Here is a 20,790-nt window from a genome sequence, read left to right as displayed (position 1 = left end):
CCTAGTTAGAACAATAGAATAAAAACGAAGAAACAATCTAATTATACATTTCTGTGTGTTGTATTAACTTTCCTTTAATAATCAAGACATTCATAGTGACTTCGTTTCCCTGGTGTTGAATACTTACTAATACTTGAAACCAGTGTTAAGAATATTAGTTGCTTTCACGTTCATCACCAACCTTGATATTTATAAACTTATTGTAGAATACTTGTTTTTGGGAATCGAATTCTCAAACAACTTACTTGAACAGAGCCAAATAAAAAAAGACCCGCAATATCCCCGGGTCATATCCTTATCGTTTTACTTTATTTCACCGTACGTTTCTTGCAACATAAAATACGACTTTTTCAACCGTTCGTGATATGTTGGTTCCTCCCAATTTTCCCACGTATAATGAAGCCAGTTAGATAACTCATTGTTTTTTGTTTTGGGAATTATTTCTACAGTTTTTCCGTCAAGATCAGTAATAACAAAGGCAATCTCTATTCCATCGATTCGCCTACTTGATTCGATTCCATCCTCTGACCAAATATCACCCATTATTTCTTTTTTACTCGGATCTTTGAAGTTAAGCAGAAGCCAAGGGAGTCGAAGTTCAAAAATACCTTTTTCTTCATCAAGATAATAATCGGCTAATGAATTGAACTGTTCAGATTGTGGGTTTCCATTCCCATTGGTTAATTTGCCTGTTTCATATGACTCAAAGGGGTATGTCATTGTTTTACCATCTTTTTCAATCGACATTTCTTTATTCAAAGCGAACCGAATTGGGTGAAATATACCATTATTTTTTTCTTTTGCATAGGGGGCTTGCGGAATCATCTGTAACATTTCCCCGTAATGATAGTAAAAAGTATCATAGTAACTGTCAATACGTACATTTGCTGATTGTTTGTCCTCTATTTTAACAACAAAATCAATTCCTTCTGTCTCCAAGTTTTTAATATCCTGTTCGCTCGATTGACCTTGCTCTTTTGTTGTATCTAGCAAAAGGAACGTGTCTTGCTCTTTGACATTCCATTTATTTGGATCAAATTCCATTCGGACATAAATGCCTCTTTCATCACTCGTCATAAAAATTTGTTTGATCATATCATCATTTCCAATATAAATTGTTTTTTCTTCACGTGCTTCCCAGTCATCGATTTTTCCATCTAATTTAATCAATGTTTCTTCCGTTTGTGGGTCAAAACTTAATAAACCAAAATGTTGTTCATTTGTTTGAATATTATCCCAATATGGGCGTTCGTCTGGGTTATCATAATCCATCGTATTCCATGTTCGTTTAAACCATTCATCTTGCCATGTAAAGACAAGCCCACCAGCCATTTTTTCGGTAATGATGTCCTCGTACAATTTGCTGACATATTTTCCTTGGTCTTGTTCTGAATGAAAACCTTGGTTCATTCCATATATATTTTTATGCGTCATCCCTCTGGAAGCTGGGATACCGAATTCGGCAACTAAAACCGGCATCTTATGGTGTTCTCGTAAATCATGTAAATAACCAGCATAATTATTTTTTTCGCCACGATGATCGAGATAAGAAATGTATTTTTCTTCTATGTTTAAAAAGTCGGGATAATACGGATAAATATGGTAAGAAGCAAAAACTCCGGGATAGAATGCTTCTTTTGTTTTTATCACATTAGGATCTACAGAGACCATATCCTCTTTTTCAATTGGTTCACTTGGATGATCAAGTAAATCGGTCGTCACCCAATTAGTAAAGCTTAAAGGGCGCTGTGTATGATATGTTTCTGCTTCATATGTCGCAGTATAATCCATCATTTCAGCCAACCACACTTCAAATGGACTTGCTTCATTTACGATAAAATAGTTCCCATCAAACGATCTTTTAGTGCTGTTTTTCTGATTTGTACTGACAACAACTTCTGGATCCCACTCTACTCCAATAATCCAGCCTAAAACATATGGAGAAATATTGTAATGGTAGCTTCCGCTGGCATGTCCGGCACGATTTTCAAGCTCTGCATTTCCATGGATAATATGAATGATTCGCTTTATTTCTTCTTTAAAGTCCTTCGTTACTTCTTCATCAAATGCATTGTTTTTTCGAACAAGCTCCTCTTCATTCACCCATACACCGTGAAAAAGGTATAAAGGTTCCTCGCGATCTAAATTATGTTCATATAATGCTTCATAAAAGGGAGGTGGATGAATGGTATACACACGAATCGCATTCGCATTCATCTCACTGATCATCTCAAACCATCGAGCATATTCCTCTTTTGTAATGGCTGTTTCACCTGGAAAATGTCCAGGTTTTGCAATGCCCATATTGACACCTTTAATCATGAGGTCTTCCCATTCTCCGTCTTGATACACTTGTACATAATTATTTCCAACATTTCCGACTATTTGCATATCGTTTTCTATTTTTCGTTCCCGCACATGATCCTTGTCATCTCGTTTTTCTTTCGATTCACCTAAAATAGTTGTCATAATCGGTACATATGCTTTCCAAAAAAATGTATCTGTTCGACCTTTTTTCTGGACAGAAGTAACTTTTTTCCACCAAGCGATCCCTTTAGATTGATAGAGGCTAGGTACTTCTTTTTGGTCGACAAAATCACCTGCAAAATAATAGCTTTCATACTGTGGATGCTGATGATAAATAATCGCTGGAAAAGTTGTCGGTATGTTTTTATCTGCTAACTTTTCTGTTCCTGATGTAGAAAGAGCAAGTTGAAAATTCGCCTCAACATTTGAAGTTTTATTAGGTTCAACAATATCAAACCAATAGTCATAATCATACGTACCATCCAGTTGAAAGAAGCTTGCCCCTGCATCCGATAATTTCATGGAAACTCCTTCTTCATTTAAGTCGTCTTTATGTAAAATAACGACTTCTCCCCCCTCATGAACGAATACAACTCCATACCCGGAAAAATTGTATGTTTCCCCAGATTGTTTTTCATACGTTTCTTTTACCCAAGAAGGTACTTCCTCACTATGTAATTGATGAAATGCTCTGCCAATCCAACCTGTCCAATTGACATGTAATAACTCATATAATAGCTTCTTTACTTCTTCATCCGTAGGCGAGCCAAATGAATTAAATTCGGCGATAAATGTTTGATTATTGTTAATGAGTGAATGTTTAATCGCCTCAACCTCATCCATTGTCATTCCGCCATACAATATGTTAGATCGCTTACCTTCAACCTTATCACCATGATATTCATCTTCCGTCACACCATAGCTATCAGCGAGATAAATGATTTCATAGGCTGATAAGTCTTCTGGTAGTTCTTTTACATCAAAGTCAGGTGGATTTTTTGGCACAAATCCACTGTAATCCTCTTTGACATCATATGGTTTACCATCCGCTTTCGTAAATTTTAAATGGTTTAATAACCAGATTAACCCTTTATGTTCTCGGTAGGATGTATCTGGGACTGTTTTATCGATAATTAATACATTTACATGTTTAGATGGTTGTAATTTCCATAACCAAAAAGGCGATGAAAAAATGAATAAACAGCTCATAAGACAAATGAAAAATATTCCTTTTCGCTTCATTTTGAAACACCTTTTCTATCCATTTCTCCCCACTCACGATTACCAAATATTAATTCAAACATACCTTCCATGCGCCAAATGACAGTGAGAGGTCTGTACCAAAAACTTTCCGTTAAGGACCAAAAAAAGATGCGAATAAATTGATTCGTATTTGGATACCGATCCATACTCCATTCTTCCAATAAGACAGAAACCATGGAATAAATAGTACCGTAAATGATCGAAAGAAACAGAAAAGTAAGGGCAATTTCGACATAAATATCTCCCGTAAAAATAGAAATGATAACGAGCATATAGCCAGCCAGTTCTATAATCGGGCTTAAAAATTCAATCAAAAAATAATAAGGCATGGATATCATTCCAATCGAACCGTATTTCGGGTTAAAAAGCAAAGTACGATGTCTCCAAATACTTTCAAATAACCCTTTTTGCCATCTTTTACGCTGCTTTCGTAAATACTTGATCGATTCAGGTACTTCTGTCCAGCAAACGGAATCAGGAACGAAGATAATTTTTTTATGTAATTTTTGTTCTTTGATCATACGGTGAAGCCTGACGATAAGCTCCATATCTTCACCAATTGTATCGGCGTAACCACCAGCACGTACAACCCACTTTTTATCAAATACACCAAAAGCACCAGAGACGATTAATAGTAAATTAGAATGGCTTAAACCAATTCTCCCGATCAAAAATGCTCGTAAATATTCAATGACTTGCATGAGGACAATTGGCTTTTTTGACAGTTTTGTTTCCATTACTTCGCCATTTTCGATCAAGCTACCGTTAGCAACGCGAACACTTCCGCCAGAAGCGATAACATGGTAGTTTGATTCCATCATCGGCTTAACAACTTTTAAGAAAGCATGTTTTTCAATAATTGAATCTGCATCTAATGAACCGATATAAGGATATTGGGCAACGTTAATACCAGCATTTAGGGCATCGGCTTTTCCACCGTTCCATTTATCGATGACGATAAGATTTTCGTAGATAGATGATTGGTAAATTGCTTTTATCTCTTTCGTCTCAAGTTGTCTTCGAATCACTCGTTGGACTTTATAACATTGAAACCGTTCAAGCACTTTTTCCAATGTGTTATCTGTTGAACCATCATTAATGATAATAATTTCATATTCCGGATATTCAATATTTAACAAAGAGCGGACACTTCCATAAATGCCAATCGATTCATTATAAGCAGGTACTAAAATAGAAACAGGTTTAATAAAGCTTGATTTTAAAAACTTTTCATAAGGCTTATTATTTCCGAAAGAATGGTTTCTCCTCATTTGAAAAAGGGATACGATAAGCATTATTCCATAGATAGTAATAATAAAAAACATAAAAATAACGATGATGAGACTGCCTACTTCTAAGATGAGAGACCAATTAATAAAAATTTCTAACCCGCTCCTTTTGTAACCATTCGTTAGCCATGTCGACAGCAAATGGATCGTCACTTTTTTTCGTTATTTCTCTTAATAATTCTTCGCCATCTGGAAACTGTACTAAAGCTTTTGCTGCTTCTTTTCGAATAATATATTCTTGATCTGTTAAACGATCCACAGTGGCATCTTTATAGTAGTCTAGTTTTTTTGTTCCTACTATTTTGGTAGCCATTAACCGCAATTGCCAAACATCATGATATAAAAAAGGAATTAAATCTATATTCTCTACGGAAATATCTGTTTCTGCATATACTTTTAACGATCTAATCTTTAACTCTATTTCATTATCCTCTAGTAGTTGTCTAATGAGGGGGGCAAACTCGTGACAATTTTTATTAGCAATCGTATCTAAAATAGCTAATTGATAAGGAAAAGGCAATGTTTGAAACTGATCACTAAGCTTCGTAAACGTCGTCTTATTCATCTGGGCAAAAATAGATAATAATTCAAAATTAGATAATGAATGTTTTGTATGCAGTACTTTGTCGATTATCGTCTCATAATGGAACATCGCATACAGCTTTAATAGTTGTGTTTCTTCTAACTGTGTTAACTTTTTATACGTAAAATGAGCTTCTAATTCTGTTTGTAAATGATCCATCTGAAAATTTTCAATCATATAAAGAGCATTTAAACGGATATTCCACCGTTTATGCCGTAAATTTTCCGTAATGTATGTATACATATGTTTGTTTGCAAATTGTTTCAAACGTTGAGAAGCTTCTTGATCGTCCATGACGAGAGCAAAATCATTTAATAATTCAAAAATAGCTGTTATTTGTTCTTTTGAGTATGTTTTAGATAAAGCTTCCTTTTCTCCTTCATATAAAAATTGATAGATTAAGAAGCGGGTTTCCTCTTTAAATGAATCAATTAGTTTTCGTTTATTACTCATTCCGATTTTATGAATAGTGAGATAAATAAAGAAAATGATTAAGAGCAAAAATAATAGTGCCAAAATGGTGAATAAAAGATCCGACGAAATCAATCATTACTCAATCCTTCTTCATTATATTTTCTTTCTTTAGTTTATCTATCCTATTAAAAAATTCAAGCTTTCAATAAATCTACTAGCCTATACGCTTAGTAGGTCTTTATGCTTAATTTAAGGAAGGAAGCACGATCATGATTATTATCTTAACAATGATAAATAAACAAAAAATGAACAAAAAGAACTAGCCAATAAATTTACATTTCTTTTACGTCATATTTACTTTTACTACATAAACATTCGTTATACTAAAAATAAATAGGTCATAAGCATGATGTTTTGAAAGGTGAGAGGAGTAATAACATCAATGAACCGCTTATATGAAAATGTGCTACTAAAAACAACACTAAGAACAAGGCTATTACTATTATTTATATCTCTAATCGTCATTTCCATTACAACAGTAGGGGGTACTTCCTACGTAAAGTCGAAAAATATAACAATAAAAACAATTGAAAATAGATTAGTAAGTGAAACGAAATTAATAGGATATATAGCAGAAAATCTTCATTTTACATATGTTAGTGATGAGGAATATTTCATGCAACAATTAAATGCTAATATTCGGATACAACAAAAGCAACTGGAAAATGAAGGGATCAAATCAGAATACTTTTATATAAGTGATTCAAAAGCAACTTCTTTTCCAGTAAGTGAAAAAACATTACCTGAAATTCCAAAATCAATTATCGATAAAATATCAGCGCAAAAAAGTGGAGTCATTAGAGACAATATTAATGGCGAACCACATACGATTTCTTTTCAAGAGATGGAAGAAATCAATGGAATGTATGCATTACTCGTCCCGACAAAATCATTTATGGCACCTGTGAAAAACATGGGGTATAATACGATACTCATTATTTCTATTAGTTTAATTGTATCCATCATCCTCATCATCTTGTTCGTTCGTTCCTTAACGAAACCGCTTCAAGTATTGCGTAATACGATGCGGGAAGTAAGAGAAGGAAATTTATTACCTATGAAAGAGATGAATACAACATTGCCAGAATTTATCTCGCTGCATAAAAGTTATAATGCAATGATTAGCCATATGCGGATTGTTTTACAAGAATTAAGTGAAACAACGATTCGCTTAAATGAAACGGGTGAAACTTTAGCAGATCAATCGAAAGATACAATAGGAACTAGTAATCAGCTGGTTGAAGCGATAAATATTGTGAAACATGGAGCAGAACAGACAGCAAGTAATTCTGAACAAAATACGAGTAGTTTTATTGCGATGAAAAACAAAATAGTCAAGATGTTAATGAATATGGAGTCTGTATCCAATCGATCAGAAAGCATGAGTATTGCGGCCAATCAAGGTGAAAATAATATCGCCACCTTAATTGATACGATCGGACAATTTGAGCGAGATTTCCAACAGTTTAATCAAACGATCCAGCAAGTTAATTATTATTCTCATTCCATTACAAATAGTGTCAAACTCATACATAGAGTTGCCGAACAAACGAAGTTATTAGCATTGAATGCTTCGATCGAAGCAGCCCGTGCTGGTGAAGCTGGAAAAGGTTTTTCCGTCGTAGCAAATGAAGTTGGCACTTTGGCTGAAGAGTCTGCCAATGCTAGCCAAGAAATAACGAAGGCCATCTTTGACATGGAAAATATGACCATTAGTGCTACAGAAGAATTTAAACAAATGTTTGAAAAAATGAATGGAAATTTAACTTTGGCAAATGAATCAAAAGAATCATTTGATCAATTAATGCAAGAAATTTCTGAAGTAAGGACTCATATTGAAAAAGCGCAAGGAGATTTGCAAATGCTGGATGAAACACTGCCAGAACTTGAATTATCAGCAGTTGATTTCGCTTCAGTATCACAAGAAACATTAGCAAGTGTAGAAGAAATGTTAGCAAGTAGTGATCACCAATTTCATCAAGTGCAAAACACACATGAAATTGGTTTAAAGCTATCAACCATTTCAAGATCCTTATCGACGATGACCAAAAGGTTTAACGTCGAGGAAGCTAAGTAATCATTGAATTTTAATTATCTAGCATTGCCAATAAAAATTTCCTAATCCTCTCCTTAACAAAGATCGCTCAAGGAAAACCTTTTAGAAGCAATGCCAGTTAATTTTTCCTACCTAAATAAATTGAATCCCCCATTCAATTTATTTAGGTTTTGTTTATTTTATACTAAATTTTAAATCGTAGAATAGAAGTTGATAAGATATTAAGTAAACTATGGTATGTTAATTTACTGTAATGAACATATTTAGTTTTTGTAAACAGAAACTTATTGCAACGAAATTCCTCTATAATGAAATGCGGTAATTACAATAATAGGAGGAAAATATTATGCAACGTTTGCTGTACATTTTTATTAGCTCCACATTATTATTTTCCATTTATGTTCCTACACCAATTACATATGCGGAGGAACTGTTAGAAGTAGAGAACGAGGAAGAAAGTCTGGAGAAAGAAATACCAAAGAAAGTAGAAGAAGCAGTCGAGACTCCAGATTCAATTAGTGAACAAGAAGAAGCAGTGGATAAGGATGTTATTTCAGAACCGGAAATGACAGATGGCATAGTAGAAGACGAAGAAAATAATGAAGCAACGAGTGAGCAAACCGAAGAAAAAGATGGAATCGAGAAAGAGGAAACGAAAGAAGTTAAAGCAGAAGAGGAACAATTGACAGAAGTAGTTATTGAAGATAAAGCGTTACATCAAGCAATTCAACAGGAACTTGAAAAACTTGGACATACAGAAATGACGCATGAAACGTTAGCAGAGATAAAAAAATTAGAGAAAATTAGAGATAAAGGGATTAAAAGTATTGAAGGAATTCAATATCTCGTAAATCTAGAAAAATTAGAATTACGTTCCAATGAAATTGCTGATTTAACCCCACTAAAAACATTAAAACAGCTTCAATCAATTGATTTACGTGAAAATAATATCTCCTCATTAGCAGGAATAGCAGATTTGCATAAATTAAAATCGTTAGATGTCCGTTCTAACTATATCGAATCATTAGAGCCAATCAGAAACTTAACGAATCTTGAATCAATTGATATTCGCAATAATCAAGTAACTAATATTGAAGCCGTTCAGCAGCTAACTTCATTAAAAAAGTTTTCAGCACGAAATAATGGGATAAATGATCTATCCCCTTTAGCAAATTTGGTTGAGCTACAAGAACTAAATCTACATTCAAACCAAGTAGTAGACTTATCATCGATTAGTAACTTGACTAAATTGGAAGAACTTGTTTTACGAAGAAACCAAATTGTTGATATTACACCATTACAACATTTACTCGCCTTAAAAGATGTAAATTTACGTGATAACGATATAGCAGATTTAGGTCCATTAAGTGAACATCAACATTTGACTGTCCGACTTCATTTAGATGGAAACTCAAGACTAGTAGATTTCTCGGCAATCGCTCATTATTACGATGAAATAGAAGATGTTGACTTTGTGTTACCAGGCAGAACAACGATTGACGTAACTAAATTTAATCCTTCTTCAGGAGAAGAAAGAAACAACGATTTAATTAAAAACATCATTGCATTCAATGAGCATATTAGCGATGCAAGTATGAAAGATACGAAACTTACTCAAATGGCATCCAGCCCATTTTCATTTTATCGTGGTACAGCTGCATTATTTTTTGTAGACGTAAAAAATAATGTTATTGAAATTCCATCAAATTGGTATAAGATAGAAAATCCAAATACTTGGATCACTGGTGACTTACATATTGAAAACGTTGGATTTTACGGCAACAAACATAAAGAAGCAGTTTTTGATTTAAATGATTTTGATGAAGTTGGTATCGCTCCTTTTTATTACGATCTATTAAATTTTGCAACAAGTATTTATTTATTAAATGATGTTGCACCAAAATTACAATTAGAGGAAACAGAAATTGTAAATATGACAGAAGCTTATGCAACCTATTATAGGGAAGCAATTCAACGTGTTGCTGATGGTTCTATTGATGTAGACAATCATTCTTTTAAGAAAGATAATATGGATGGATTTGTCGGTAACATTGCAAAAGATGTCAGTAAAGAACCTTTAAATAAAGAATTACTTACATGGACAACGATCGGAGAAACTCGTGAATTTGATTTAACGAATAATCGATTGGAGAAGGCTACTGATGAAGAAAAAGAAGAAATTGTAAGTAATTGGGATTCTTATATCGACAAATTAGATCCTACTATTATCCAGCAATATGGTAAAAGCTATTTTACGGTTAAAGATATTGCAAGACGTGTAAATGCCGGATTGGGCAGCTTAGGTTATGATCGTTACTATATATTAATTGAAGGAGAAACTACTTCTGACGATGATGATATTATTTTAGATGTGAAAGCCCAAGGCCGTTCAGCTGTAGAAGCTTTAGGTGGGTTTGACGGCAGTCAGTATGGTCCAAATGCAACGCGAACGATTACTGGAGCGTTTGCACTACATAATGATGCTGATATTCATTGGGGAACGCTTGAGACAAAGAAACAATCATATTTAGTGAAAGAGCGTTCTCCTTTTAAAGAAGAAGTTAAGCCAGTTGATTTCGAAGGGGCAGCAGACTTAGAGGATTTTATAAAAATAAGTGCCGAAGTAACTGCGTATGCCCATGCCCGTGCAGCGAATTCTTTAGGAAATGATACATTCGCAAGTAAGTTATCTGCTGCATTTAACAATGATCTAAGTGATTTTGACAAGGAATTAGCGGAATTAGCACTTGCCTATTATGCTCAAGTAGTACATGATCATTCATTGTATTCTAATTTATATGAAAACAACGTCTTTGATCAAATAGATAATGAAGAAGATCCAGATGAACATGATCCAACAGACAAAGATCATGAGGAATCTCCCGATGGTGAAAATAATAACGAAGAAGTGGACGAACCGACTGATGAAAATAGTCCAAATGATAAGGAAACGAACGAAGAGGATTTAGATGGTGAAAATGGACAAGAAAATAATGAAAAAATTGAGCAACCAGTAGACGAATCAAATAATAATAATGGAACAGTAAATGGTGAGAAGTCTACTAAAAATGAAGAACAAATAACGAAGAAAGAAGAATTAAAAACAGATGAAGTAGCAGGAGTGACTGTCAGAACGACTGGGGAAAAAGGAGAGAACCCTATTCAGCAATCAAATGATTCTGGCTTAACAGAAGGTAAGTTACCTCAAACAGCAACAAACTATTTTAATAACTTATTTGCAGGCTCATTAATCTTCTTACTTGGCGTAATTGCATTATTGTTTTTACGTAAAGAAAAATTAAAGAGCTAGAAAATATAAGATGACAATAGGCTGGGACAAAATTGTTTTACCAAAGATAAATCCTAACAATGGTAGCAACATATAACCGGCTCCGGAAATATACTTCGCGCATCCTAAGTTGACAGGTGAGCCTCTGATGTATAATGTTTATTGCGACGAGTAAGCGCAGTCGCAGAGCTCTTCGATGGGACGAGCATTTAGCGCAGTCCCAAAGCTCTTCGATGGGACGAGCATTTAGCGCAGTCCCAAAGCTCTTCGATGGGACGAGCATTTAGCGCAGTCCCAAAGCTCTTCGATGGGATGAGCATTTAGCGCAGTCCCAAAGGTCTTCGATGGGGCGAGTAAATACGCAGCCACGGGACGTACTAGTGTCGCTGACGTCACAAATCTTTTTGGTGGGACGAACGAAGTGCAAGGCTTTTCGATGGAACGAGTAAGCACAGTCTCAGGACGTGATGGGTGTCATCGACCTCTTGCTAGCGCATCTTTAGAGGGCTCACCGTGCTTTTTCTCCCGCGATGCTCAGGTCGTGCTAGGTCGGCGTAGTCACATGGAGTGACCATTTCTAGCCGACCAAGAGTTTATGTATATTTCCTTTGCTAAGGTAACACGCTATTTTTCTTTAGGTTTGATCGTTTTTATTATGGTCCAGTCCTTTTTTTGTGTCATTTTAACTCATTTGCTAATAATCTCTTTGTATCGTTCTAACTTTAGTATTATCCATCAATCCTATTTCTCTATTATGAATGAAAGAATTAGTTTAAATGGTTCACTTTATTTGGAAATACAGGTATAGTTTTAATGAAGAGTTCTTTCAAACGACGCAGAACGTATAAATGGAGGTGGGACAATGGAGATTTTTGCACTTTTCCCGATCTTTCTTATGTTAATTGTTTATGTAGCTGTCATTGGCCTTACTATTTGGTTTGCAATAACATTTCTTCATAGACAAAAAGAAAGAAACTTGATCTTGAAAGAAATTTCAAACAAACTTAGTCATATCGAAATTAGGAAGAAAGACGAAGAGGTTTCCTGAAATAGATGTCTACAGTCCATCGATTGTAGACGTTTGTCCTTTATTGATGACATTCCTCATCCTTTTTGTTTTAATAAATGGAAGAAAGGCTTTTTTTCTACATATAAATGGAAGGGGCTTTTAAGATGTATGAATTAAAAACGAAGGAAACAGATAAGAGTGTTATTGAATTTATTGAAAGCGTAGAGAACCTAAAAAAGCGGGCAGATGCTTATCAATTACTAGATATTTTTACGGAAACGACGGGATTTGAAGCGAAAATGTGGGGACCTAGTATTATTGGATTTGGTAAGTACCATTATAAATATAAAACAGGTCATGAAGGGGAAGCGCCACTTGTCGGTTTTTCTCCAAGAAAAGCAAGTATTTCTTTATATTTTGCCTCAGGTGAATTCAACCGAGAAGCATTATTAAAAGATTTTGGCAAACATAAAACAGGTAAAGCTTGTGTCTACATAAATAAAATTGCTGATATCGATGTTAGTGTTTTACAAAAAGTGATTGTGGAGTCTATAAAATATTTGCAAGAACTTTATCCTGATAATAAATAAGGTTCAAAATTAGAAATTTCTAAATGAATGAGATTGGGATCGCTTCATAAGCATGTTCATTTTGCACTGAAATACTGCTGTATTAGTGGTAGTGATATGTCTAGATTATGATAAAAATATAAGATTTACTTCCATCAATATCTTGTCCATTGGACTTCACATTCGTATGCCCAACTGAAATTACAGCGATGTCTGACCGTTACGATGAGTTCAAAGAGTTAAACGCTGAAATTATTGGAGTTTCAACAGAAACAATTTATACACATAAACGTGGATCAATACTGTACGTGAAGAAAATGGGTTAGGTGAACTAAATTATCCATTAGCGGCAGATACGAATCATGCTGTATCTAAAGAATACGGAGTACTTATAGAAGAAGAAAGAATCGCACTTCGCGGCCTATTCATCATCAGTCCAGAAGGAGAGCTACAATATCAAACAGTTTTCCATAACAATATTGGCCGTCATGTAGACGAAACTCGGGTGTACTACAAGCACTACAAACTGGCGGACTTTGCACAGTTAACCGGAAACCAGGTCAAAAAATACTATATTAATAGGAACAAAAAGGTCGATGCTCATCACTAGAGCATCGGCTTTTATTTTAGAAAAAACTCACCCTTTAATCAATATAAGTAACCTTAACATCCCAATGTTTTCCTTTTTATTTTCTTTGCAGGTATCCTTCCATTAACATGCATACATGAGGTGATAAATGTTTTCTAGACAACATTTTGATTTTAACAGATCCAAGGTTCGTAACCTAAGATATCGTTATTTCTCTTTCCGTTCTTGGTGAAGCATGAAATAAGTATTAGTATTTTTGGGACAGCACTTTCACTACATAACAGGAGTTGTTATGATTTAATGGAGACCTTTATTTTTTCAATTTCTGCAGTTAATTCATCCATTTGCTTTTGCATCAATTGCAGTTGTTGTAATTGATCTTGTGAATCTGATCCATCATCTGATTTAGCTGCGATTTCGTAAGCAAGTAATGAAGCCAAGGCTGACAAAGCATCCCCGAAAGTAGTAATGGCTGATCCAATAAAAGCAATTTTGGCAACCATCGCTTCAGAGGGAAGAGCTTGAGATTCATTTTGATTTTGATTCAATTTTTTCACTCCCAAACAATTATCTTTGTATATGTAAAAGTAGGAGATTGGGGCAAAAGTGGTTTTGTTAAAGAAAAATCAGAAATGGTAGCTACATTCAACCCACTCAGAAAATTTCCGTTGCGCAACCTAGGGTGTCTGGTAAGTTTCCAACTTACTTTATTTGGCGAGTAATCGCAGTCGCAACGCCTTTCGATGAGATGAGCGCAAGCACAGTCCCAAAAGATGTTTGCTGAGAGGAGACTTATCGCAGTCCGGACGTACTAGTGTCGGGCGCAGCCACATGGACGTGACCGTTTCTAGCGGACCTGGTCTACGTATATTTTCTCCGTTAAGATGATGCAATGTTCGTTTTTAGATTTGATCGTTTTCGTTATGTCCCATCTCCATGATAAAAGAAAACAAGCGAAATTTATATTAACCTTTGCTTTGTAGCTTGGAAATGGCTATTATTTCCAAGCTGGATTTACGGTTGCCAGTAGTCGCTGTTAATGCCACGCTTTCCCTATAATGATCGTTTTCATCAATGAAATGAACAGGCATTCCTTTTAGTTTACCCGGCAATCAAAGGTAAGTGTTTTACTATAATTTATTATTTAGGCGGATGATATGAATCTTGTCTATCCTACTAAGCTATATAAAGATTTATTCGTCGCGAATAGAAAACGAAAGGTACCGCAAATGAAAGTGTTTATTAATTGGAGAATAGAAGAAGTAATGTTGCGGGAAGAGTACTTATTTTTCATGTTTTCATACTAGCAATACTTAACTTTTTTGTCTTATTACTTTTCTTTTTCTGTTTTTAAATGCTATCCATGAAGTTTTTAAAGAAGCATACATTCCAACAGCAGCCGCACTGTAAAATCCCCCCATAAAAATTCCCGCCCAAATATTATGCGGATGACTATAGAAAATAGAAATTCCAAAACCAAAAATTGATGCAATTGTAGGGAAATATTGTCTTGGAATCGGAAACAATTTGAAAAATTGGGTGATCAAGACTATTAACGGAACTGCAATAATCCCATCCCAAATATTCGTATGAATAACTGGAAATTCCATCAAAAATCAACCTTTCCACGATCTTTTTTTTATTATTCCCATCTACTAATAAAAAATAATTGAAAGTTGTCATTTTACGTAGTTGAAGATGTTTAAATCTATCTAAAACGACAAAAGTTGACATATTAAGTGAACAAATTGGGTATATAATAAATGATAAGAATGTCCAATATGCTTCTATCACTAATAGGAATCCATAAATAAGAAATGGAGGGGTTTACATGCATGAAAAGGGGAGGTTATTATGAGTGTTTTTAATGAAAAGTTCATCGCTGTAGAGAAAAAAATAGATTCATGGGAGGAGGCAATTACTTTTAGTGGGAATTTATTATTAAAAGAAGGAAAAATATTACCTAGATATATTGACGCAATGATTGAAAATGTGAACAAATTAGGACCTTACATTTTAATTGCACCAAATATCGCTTTGCCACATGCCCGTCCTGATAGTGGAGTACTGGAAGAGGGAATTAGTGTCCTCGTCTTAAAACAGCCTGTTTATATAGGTGGAGCAGAGGATAAACCAGCATTACTTATTATTTGTTTGGCCGCAAAAGATGCACATTCCCATATTGATTTATTGAAAACTATTTCTAGTTGGTTAAGTGATGAATCTTTAGTTAATCAAATGTTAGAAGTTGAAACAAAAGATGAATTAAATGAAATAGTAAGAAAATATTATATATAAAAATGTTGGGGGTAAGTAAAAATGAAAATATTAGCAGTTTGTGGGATGGGGTTTGGATCAAGTTTAATGCTCAAAATGACGGCAGATCGTGTGTTAAAAAAGCTTGGTGTAAAAGCAGATGTGGAAGCATGCGACATTGGAACGGCTGGTGGAATGCAGGCTGATTTAATTTTAACAAATGCAGAGTTCGCCAAACAATTAGCTGGTGGGCAAGCTCCAGTCGCAGCAATATTAAATATGGCAAGCGAGGATGAGGTTGAAAAAGCGCTAAAAGAAAACTTAGATTTATGAGAGGTTGTTCAAAAAGTCTGGTAAAAATGACATTTCGCATTTCTTTGGCAGTTATCAATCCTATCTTGCTGCATAAGTATTCGCAACGAAGGACTGGCGAATGCCAAGTTTTCTAATTGGTTTTAGCTACTCACGTATTAAAAGCATACACTGCGTTGCTGGAAACTACGCCGCCTCGAACTGCGATGCACAATGTGTATTGCATCGAGTAATCGCAGATCCAATGTCTTCGATGGGACGAACAAATGCGTAGTCTCAGGACGTGCTAGTGTCGGCTTTGCTGGTAGGACGCCAGCGATCTTAGCTGCCCTCGGTCCTTTTTATTCTCCTTTTTGAACATGCACTATAAAGAGATCGTGATTTCTAAAAAAATAAGGAGTGATTAAAATGGCATTTTTTGAATTTCTTATGAATGAAATCTTAAGTTTACCTGAAGTTTTAGTTGGCGTAATTGTTTTAGTTGGATTATTGCTACAACGGGAAACATTTTCAAAAGTGTTTTCAGGGACATTAAAAAGTATTATCGGTTTTCTTATATTAGGAGCAGGGGCAACCGTTGTAATCGGCTCACTAGATTCATTAGGTGGAATAATTTTTGATCGGTTTGAAGTACATGGAGTCATTCCAAATAATGAGGCAATCGTTGCATTAGCCCAACAAACATTAGGAAAAGAAACAGCTTTAATTATGGGATTTGGATTTTTAGCCAATATTTTATTCGCTCGTTTTACACCAATGAAGTATATCTTTTTAACAGGACACCATACGTTTTTTATGGCAGCATTATTATCGGCTGTGCTAGGAACAGCTGGTCTCAGTGGTGTATCACTCGTTATAATAGGTTCCCTTATTCTCGGATTTGTTATGGTATTAATGCCTGCAATTGGACAACCGTTTATGCGACAAATTACTGGTGGAAATGATATTGCGATTGGTCATTTTGGCACCATCGGCTATGTGTCAGCAGGATTCGTTGGAAAAGTAATTGGAGATAAAGAAAAAAGTACGGAAGACATTAAAATCCCTGAAAATTGGTCGTTTTTGCGGGATTCCTTAATTTCAACTGCCCTTACGATGGTCATTATGTTTTTAATCTTAGTCTTAATTGCTGGACCAGATATTGTCGGTACATATGCCGGAGAGCAAAACTATATTATGTTCGGAATTATGCAAGGGATCACGTTTGCTGCTGGATTTAGTATTATTATGGTTGGAGTGCGGATGATTTTAACAGAAATCATTCCAGCCTTCCGTGGTATCGCAGAAAAATTAGTCCCAGGCGCAAAGCCAGCACTAGATGTTCCAATGGTCTATCCTTATGCACCGACAGCGGTTTTGATCGGATTTATTAGTAGTTTTATCGGTGGGTTAATTAGTATGTTTTTACTAGGAATTTTTTCATTAGCATTAATCATTCCGGGGCTAGTTCCTCACTTCTTTACAGGTGCAGGAGCGGGCGTGTTTGGAAATGCAACTGGTGGTCGAACTGGAGCTGCTGTTGGGGGCTTTGTAAATGGTGTTCTGATTAGCTTTATTCCAGCATTTTTACTTCCAGTCCTCGGTAATTTAGGATTTGAAAATACGACATTTGGAGATTCAGACTTTGGCATTATCGGGATCATTGTCGGCTTTATCGCTAATTTATTTAGCTAACGAACAAAAGGAGTGACACAAAAATGGATGATCTAAAAGAATTTGCTAGGAAAATTCGGCAAGGAGTAATTGAAGTTGTTTACCGTCAAAAACAAGGGCATATCGGTGGACCACTTTCAATGGCGGATGTACTAGCGTTTTTATATAGGGAAGAATTACAAATTGACCCAAAACGTCCAGATTGGGAAGAACGAGATCGTTTCGTTCTTTCCAAAGGTCACTCTGCTATTGCTTTATATGTTGCAATGGCATTGCGTGGCTTTTTTGAATATGACGAACTATTTACATTTGATGAATTGCATTCTCGTTTGCAAGCGCATCCTGATATGACGAAATTACCAGGCATCGATATGTCGACAGGTTCGCTCGGTCAAGGTCTTTCCGCAGCAGTAGGTATGGCATTAAGTGCAAAACTTCAACATAAAGATTTTCGTGTCTTTGCGATGATCGGAGATGGCGAATCACAAGAAGGGCAAATTTGGGAAGCAGCAAGGATTGCGCAGCGATATAAACTCGATAACTTAATTGCTATATTAGATCATAATCATTTACAGCAATATGGCTGGATCGGGGAGGACATGAAAACAAGAATGGCTCCGGAAAATGATCCCGCTGCCAAATGGCGTGCTTTCGGCTTTGATGTCCAAGAAATAAACGGGCATGATTTCTCTAGGATAAAACAGGCGTTCTTCTATGCAAATAACGAAAAAAATGAGCGCCCACATATGATTATTGCTAATACAATAAAAGGAAAGGGTATTAGCTTTATGGAAAATCAATATGGCTGGCATTCCAATGTACCATCGGATGAACAGTATCAACAAGCAATCCAGGAATTGGCGGGTGTTTCGAATGAATAAGACAAAAAGTATGCGCAATGCTTTTGGCGAAAATTTGGCAAATATGGCTTTTAATGACGAAAAAATCGTCGCCTTAGATGGAGATTTAGGAAATTCAACTAGATTAAGTTATGTGGAAGAAAAGAAACGTTCTGCTTTTTTACAGATGGGCATTGCAGAACAAAATATGGTGAGTGTTGCTGCAGGACTTGCGGCAACTGGAATGAAACCGTGGGCATGTAGTTTTGGTGCCTTTATGACAAGACGGGCATACGATCAAATTGTTGTGCAAGTGGATCAACCCAATTTAAATGTCAAGTTAGTCGGCGCTTATGCGGGACTGTTGACGAGTAATACTGGGAAATCCCATCATTCCCTTGAAGATATTGCTTTAATGCAAACTTTACCAAATATGACGGTCATTGCACCAGGTGATGCTCGTGAAGTAGTACGGGCAATGGAGGCGATTGCATCCTTTGATGGACCAGTTTATTTACGGTTATCACGCGATGAGACGCTTGATTTTTTGCCTGGAACTGATAAAGAGTTCGAAATTGGAAAAGGCCAATTGATTGAAAAGGGCGAAAAGATAGCGGTACTGGCAACCGGGAGTATGTCTTCACGGGTATATAAAGCAATCGAACAACTGAAGGATTATGGAATTCAGCTCACTTTTGCCCATATTCCAACGATAAAACCGTTAGATAAAGAATTGATTCTTTCATTGGCAAAAACTCATTCTCATTTTATTACCGTAGAAGAGCATTTCATACGAAGTGGGTTTGGTGCAAGTATCGCCCAACTGACCAGTGAACATCACCCTCTTTTTGTGAAAAAAATTGGCATAGAAGATACATACAGCCAATGTGGAAAAGATGCTGATTTATTATCCTATCATTGTTTATCTACTTCGCAATTGTTAGAGAACATCCGCTTCATTTACGAGGAGGTACAGCATGAATAAACAGGCAATTGCTTTAGATATGGACGGTACATTACTCGATCCAGTTGGTAACATTACTGATAACCTTCACCAACTTATCGTTACATTACGTCAAAAAGGGATCTACATCTTTTTAGCAACAGGTAGAACAAGGAAAGAGGTAGAAGATGTTTTGCCGGAATCGTTTAAGGTGGATGGAGTTGTTTGTGCAAATGGGATGGAGACATATATTGATGAAACACAATTAGAATACCATGTACTTGATGAGGAACTCGTCAAAGATATCGTTGAACTAGCAAGGAAAGAAAAATTGTACTATGAAATTCATCCATTACGAGGTTCGCGTTACGCATTATTTGCTGATAAAACATATATGGAAATGGAACTTCAAAAGTCTAAACCAATTAGTTTGTTAGAAAATGAATATATTTCTAGAATCGACGCTTTAAGGACACATATTAAATGGACAAATACACTAGTTGATCAAAACATTGTAAAGGTGTATTTTTTTAGTATGGATAAGAGAAATATCATTGATTGGGAAACAATACTTCACCAGATGAAAAGAAAGCACCCATTTTCCACCTCATCCTCCTCCCTGCATAATATCGAAATGATGGTAGCGAATGTGTCAAAGGCAACAGGGATCAAAAAACTGCTTAATCATTATCAATTTTCTAACCAAACATTACTTGCGATTGGCGACGGCGAAAATGATTTACCTATGTTTGAGTTAGCCAATCATGCGATAGCAATGAAAAATGCAGCTAATTTTGTTAAATCAAAAGCAGATGAAATTACAACATATTCTTATGAGGAAGATGGATTATTTCAATTTTTGAAAGAGCATTGGAAAGATTCATAGCTACACGAGACTTATTTCGTAATAAGGAGGATTTGAAGTAAAAAGAGGCCGGAACATAACTAAAACGACCAAATCTAAAGACGAACAATGCATTACTTTAGCGGTGGAAATATACGTAGACTCCTGGTCGGCTAAAAGCGGTCACGTCCTGTGACCACGCCCGACACTAGCACGTCCTGTGCGTCGCGGGAAGAAAGGGAGGCCACTGAAAAAGTCCCCAAGGTTTGTGTACATGTGTTCCATCCGAATCCACTTCGCTTTCCGCGGGCAACGCCTCAACTAATTTCAAACGTTTTATTCAAAACGTTTGAAATGGATTTTCGGCTGTTGCTTTTCCAGCAAATATTTACGATGGGACGAGCATTTAGCGCAGTCCCAGGAGTTATCATGAACGAAACTAGCCCCATCTTCGTAACAACGTAGATTAATTTGGTAATAATATTAAAAAATCAAACTACCAAAACAGAGCTACA

Annotated in this window: 15 protein-coding genes and 1 pseudogene; 11 read left to right on the top strand and 5 right to left on the bottom strand. The window is 35.7% G+C overall.

Features of this window, described 5'->3' with window-relative positions; all coding sequences use genetic code 11:
• Positions 1-303 precede the first annotated feature (303 nt).
• Genes DFR56_RS21300 through DFR56_RS21290 form a run of 3 tightly spaced genes read right to left on the bottom strand, consistent with a single transcriptional unit; the run spans position 304 to position 5,988 of the window.
• Complete coding sequence (locus tag DFR56_RS21300; RefSeq protein WP_110397481.1) at positions 304-3,549, bottom strand: hypothetical protein; 3,246 nt, start codon at positions 3,547-3,549, stop codon at positions 304-306.
• Positions 3,546-4,931, bottom strand: a complete 1,386-nt coding sequence (locus tag DFR56_RS21295) for a glycosyltransferase family 2 protein (RefSeq protein ID WP_110397505.1) — start codon at positions 4,929-4,931, stop codon at positions 3,546-3,548. The genes DFR56_RS21300 and DFR56_RS21295 overlap by 4 nt, the downstream gene beginning before the upstream one ends.
• 10 nt (positions 4,932-4,941) lie before the next feature.
• A complete protein-coding gene (locus DFR56_RS21290; protein ID WP_110397480.1) occupies positions 4,942-5,988 on the bottom strand; it encodes a HEAT repeat domain-containing protein in 1,047 nt (348 codons plus the stop codon).
• A gap of 310 nt (positions 5,989-6,298) precedes the next feature.
• Here DFR56_RS21290 and DFR56_RS21285 point away from each other — a divergent pair, with 310 nt between their 5' ends.
• The 5 genes and pseudogenes from DFR56_RS21285 to DFR56_RS21265 all read left to right on the top strand — a co-directional run.
• Positions 6,299-7,993, top strand: coding sequence for a methyl-accepting chemotaxis protein (locus DFR56_RS21285; RefSeq protein ID WP_110397479.1), 1,695 nt, complete (start codon positions 6,299-6,301; stop codon positions 7,991-7,993).
• Between the two features lie 325 nt (positions 7,994-8,318).
• Positions 8,319-11,282: a DUF2252 family protein gene (locus tag DFR56_RS21280; RefSeq protein ID WP_110397478.1), complete on the top strand. Its 2,964-nt coding sequence runs from the start codon at positions 8,319-8,321 to the stop codon at positions 11,280-11,282.
• Positions 11,283-12,123: 841 nt separating this feature from the next.
• Entirely contained in the window at positions 12,124-12,309 is a 186-nt protein-coding gene (locus DFR56_RS21275) for a hypothetical protein (protein WP_110397477.1), read from the top strand.
• Positions 12,310-12,434: 125 nt separating this feature from the next.
• On the top strand, positions 12,435-12,860 hold the full coding sequence (locus DFR56_RS21270; protein WP_110397476.1) for a DUF1801 domain-containing protein: 426 nt from the start codon (positions 12,435-12,437) through the stop codon (positions 12,858-12,860).
• A 146-nt stretch (positions 12,861-13,006) separates the two neighbouring features.
• A pseudogene (locus tag DFR56_RS21265) lies at positions 13,007-13,418 on the top strand (peroxiredoxin); the annotation flags it as partial.
• Between the two features lie 300 nt (positions 13,419-13,718).
• Here the strand turns inward: DFR56_RS21265 and DFR56_RS21260 are convergent.
• Positions 13,719-13,976, bottom strand: a complete 258-nt coding sequence (locus tag DFR56_RS21260) for a hypothetical protein (RefSeq protein WP_110397475.1) — start codon at positions 13,974-13,976, stop codon at positions 13,719-13,721.
• A 765-nt stretch (positions 13,977-14,741) separates the two neighbouring features.
• Entirely contained in the window at positions 14,742-15,038 is a 297-nt protein-coding gene (locus tag DFR56_RS21255; protein WP_110397474.1) for a hypothetical protein, read from the bottom strand.
• A gap of 244 nt (positions 15,039-15,282) precedes the next feature.
• Between DFR56_RS21255 and DFR56_RS21250 the strand changes: the two genes are divergently transcribed.
• From DFR56_RS21250 to DFR56_RS21225, 6 genes are all read left to right on the top strand, one after another.
• Positions 15,283-15,726, top strand: a complete 444-nt coding sequence (locus DFR56_RS21250) for a PTS sugar transporter subunit IIA (RefSeq protein WP_110397473.1) — start codon at positions 15,283-15,285, stop codon at positions 15,724-15,726.
• 21 nt (positions 15,727-15,747) lie between these two features.
• Positions 15,748-16,017, top strand: a complete 270-nt coding sequence (locus DFR56_RS21245; RefSeq protein ID WP_110397472.1) for a PTS sugar transporter subunit IIB — start codon at positions 15,748-15,750, stop codon at positions 16,015-16,017.
• Positions 16,018-16,404: 387 nt separating this feature from the next.
• A complete protein-coding gene (locus DFR56_RS21240; protein ID WP_110397471.1) occupies positions 16,405-17,670 on the top strand; it encodes a PTS ascorbate transporter subunit IIC in 1,266 nt (421 codons plus the stop codon).
• A gap of 23 nt (positions 17,671-17,693) precedes the next feature.
• Positions 17,694-18,530 (top strand): transketolase, encoded by an 837-nt coding sequence (locus DFR56_RS21235; RefSeq protein ID WP_110397470.1) that lies wholly within the window; start codon positions 17,694-17,696, stop codon positions 18,528-18,530.
• Positions 18,523-19,473, top strand: a complete 951-nt coding sequence (locus DFR56_RS21230; protein ID WP_158525757.1) for a transketolase family protein — start codon at positions 18,523-18,525, stop codon at positions 19,471-19,473. Before DFR56_RS21235 ends, DFR56_RS21230 begins: the two co-directional genes overlap by 8 nt.
• Positions 19,466-20,317 carry an HAD family hydrolase gene (locus DFR56_RS21225; protein ID WP_110397468.1) on the top strand — a complete coding sequence of 284 codons (852 nt, stop codon included), beginning with the start codon at positions 19,466-19,468 and terminating at the stop codon, positions 20,315-20,317. Before DFR56_RS21230 ends, DFR56_RS21225 begins: the two co-directional genes overlap by 8 nt.
• Positions 20,318-20,790 lie beyond the last annotated feature (473 nt).

The sequence above is a fragment of the Pseudogracilibacillus auburnensis genome, from assembly GCF_003201975.1.
GTDB classification, from domain to species: Bacteria; Bacillota; Bacilli; order Bacillales; family Amphibacillaceae; genus Pseudogracilibacillus; species Pseudogracilibacillus auburnensis.
This window is presented reverse-complemented; position numbering and strand designations above follow the sequence as displayed.

Bases quoted from the DNA above. Each gene is read 5' to 3' on its own strand.
- DFR56_RS21300 (WP_110397481.1), bottom strand. From the start codon at position 3,549: ATGAAGCGAAAAGGAATATTTTTCATTTGTCTTATGAGCTGTTTATTC.
- DFR56_RS21285 (WP_110397479.1), top strand. From the start codon at position 6,299: ATGAACCGCTTATATGAAAATGTGCTACTAAAAACAACACTAAGAACA.
- DFR56_RS21280 (WP_110397478.1), top strand. From the start codon at position 8,319: ATGCAACGTTTGCTGTACATTTTTATTAGCTCCACATTATTATTTTCC.
- DFR56_RS21275 (WP_110397477.1), top strand. From the start codon at position 12,124: ATGGAGATTTTTGCACTTTTCCCGATCTTTCTTATGTTAATTGTTTAT.
- DFR56_RS21270 (WP_110397476.1), top strand. From the start codon at position 12,435: ATGTATGAATTAAAAACGAAGGAAACAGATAAGAGTGTTATTGAATTT.
- DFR56_RS21255 (WP_110397474.1), bottom strand. From the start codon at position 15,038: ATGGAATTTCCAGTTATTCATACGAATATTTGGGATGGGATTATTGCA.
- DFR56_RS21250 (WP_110397473.1), top strand. From the start codon at position 15,283: ATGAGTGTTTTTAATGAAAAGTTCATCGCTGTAGAGAAAAAAATAGAT.
- DFR56_RS21245 (WP_110397472.1), top strand. From the start codon at position 15,748: ATGAAAATATTAGCAGTTTGTGGGATGGGGTTTGGATCAAGTTTAATG.
- DFR56_RS21240 (WP_110397471.1), top strand. From the start codon at position 16,405: ATGGCATTTTTTGAATTTCTTATGAATGAAATCTTAAGTTTACCTGAA.
- DFR56_RS21235 (WP_110397470.1), top strand. From the start codon at position 17,694: ATGGATGATCTAAAAGAATTTGCTAGGAAAATTCGGCAAGGAGTAATT.
- DFR56_RS21230 (WP_158525757.1), top strand. From the start codon at position 18,523: ATGAATAAGACAAAAAGTATGCGCAATGCTTTTGGCGAAAATTTGGCA.
- DFR56_RS21225 (WP_110397468.1), top strand. From the start codon at position 19,466: ATGAATAAACAGGCAATTGCTTTAGATATGGACGGTACATTACTCGAT.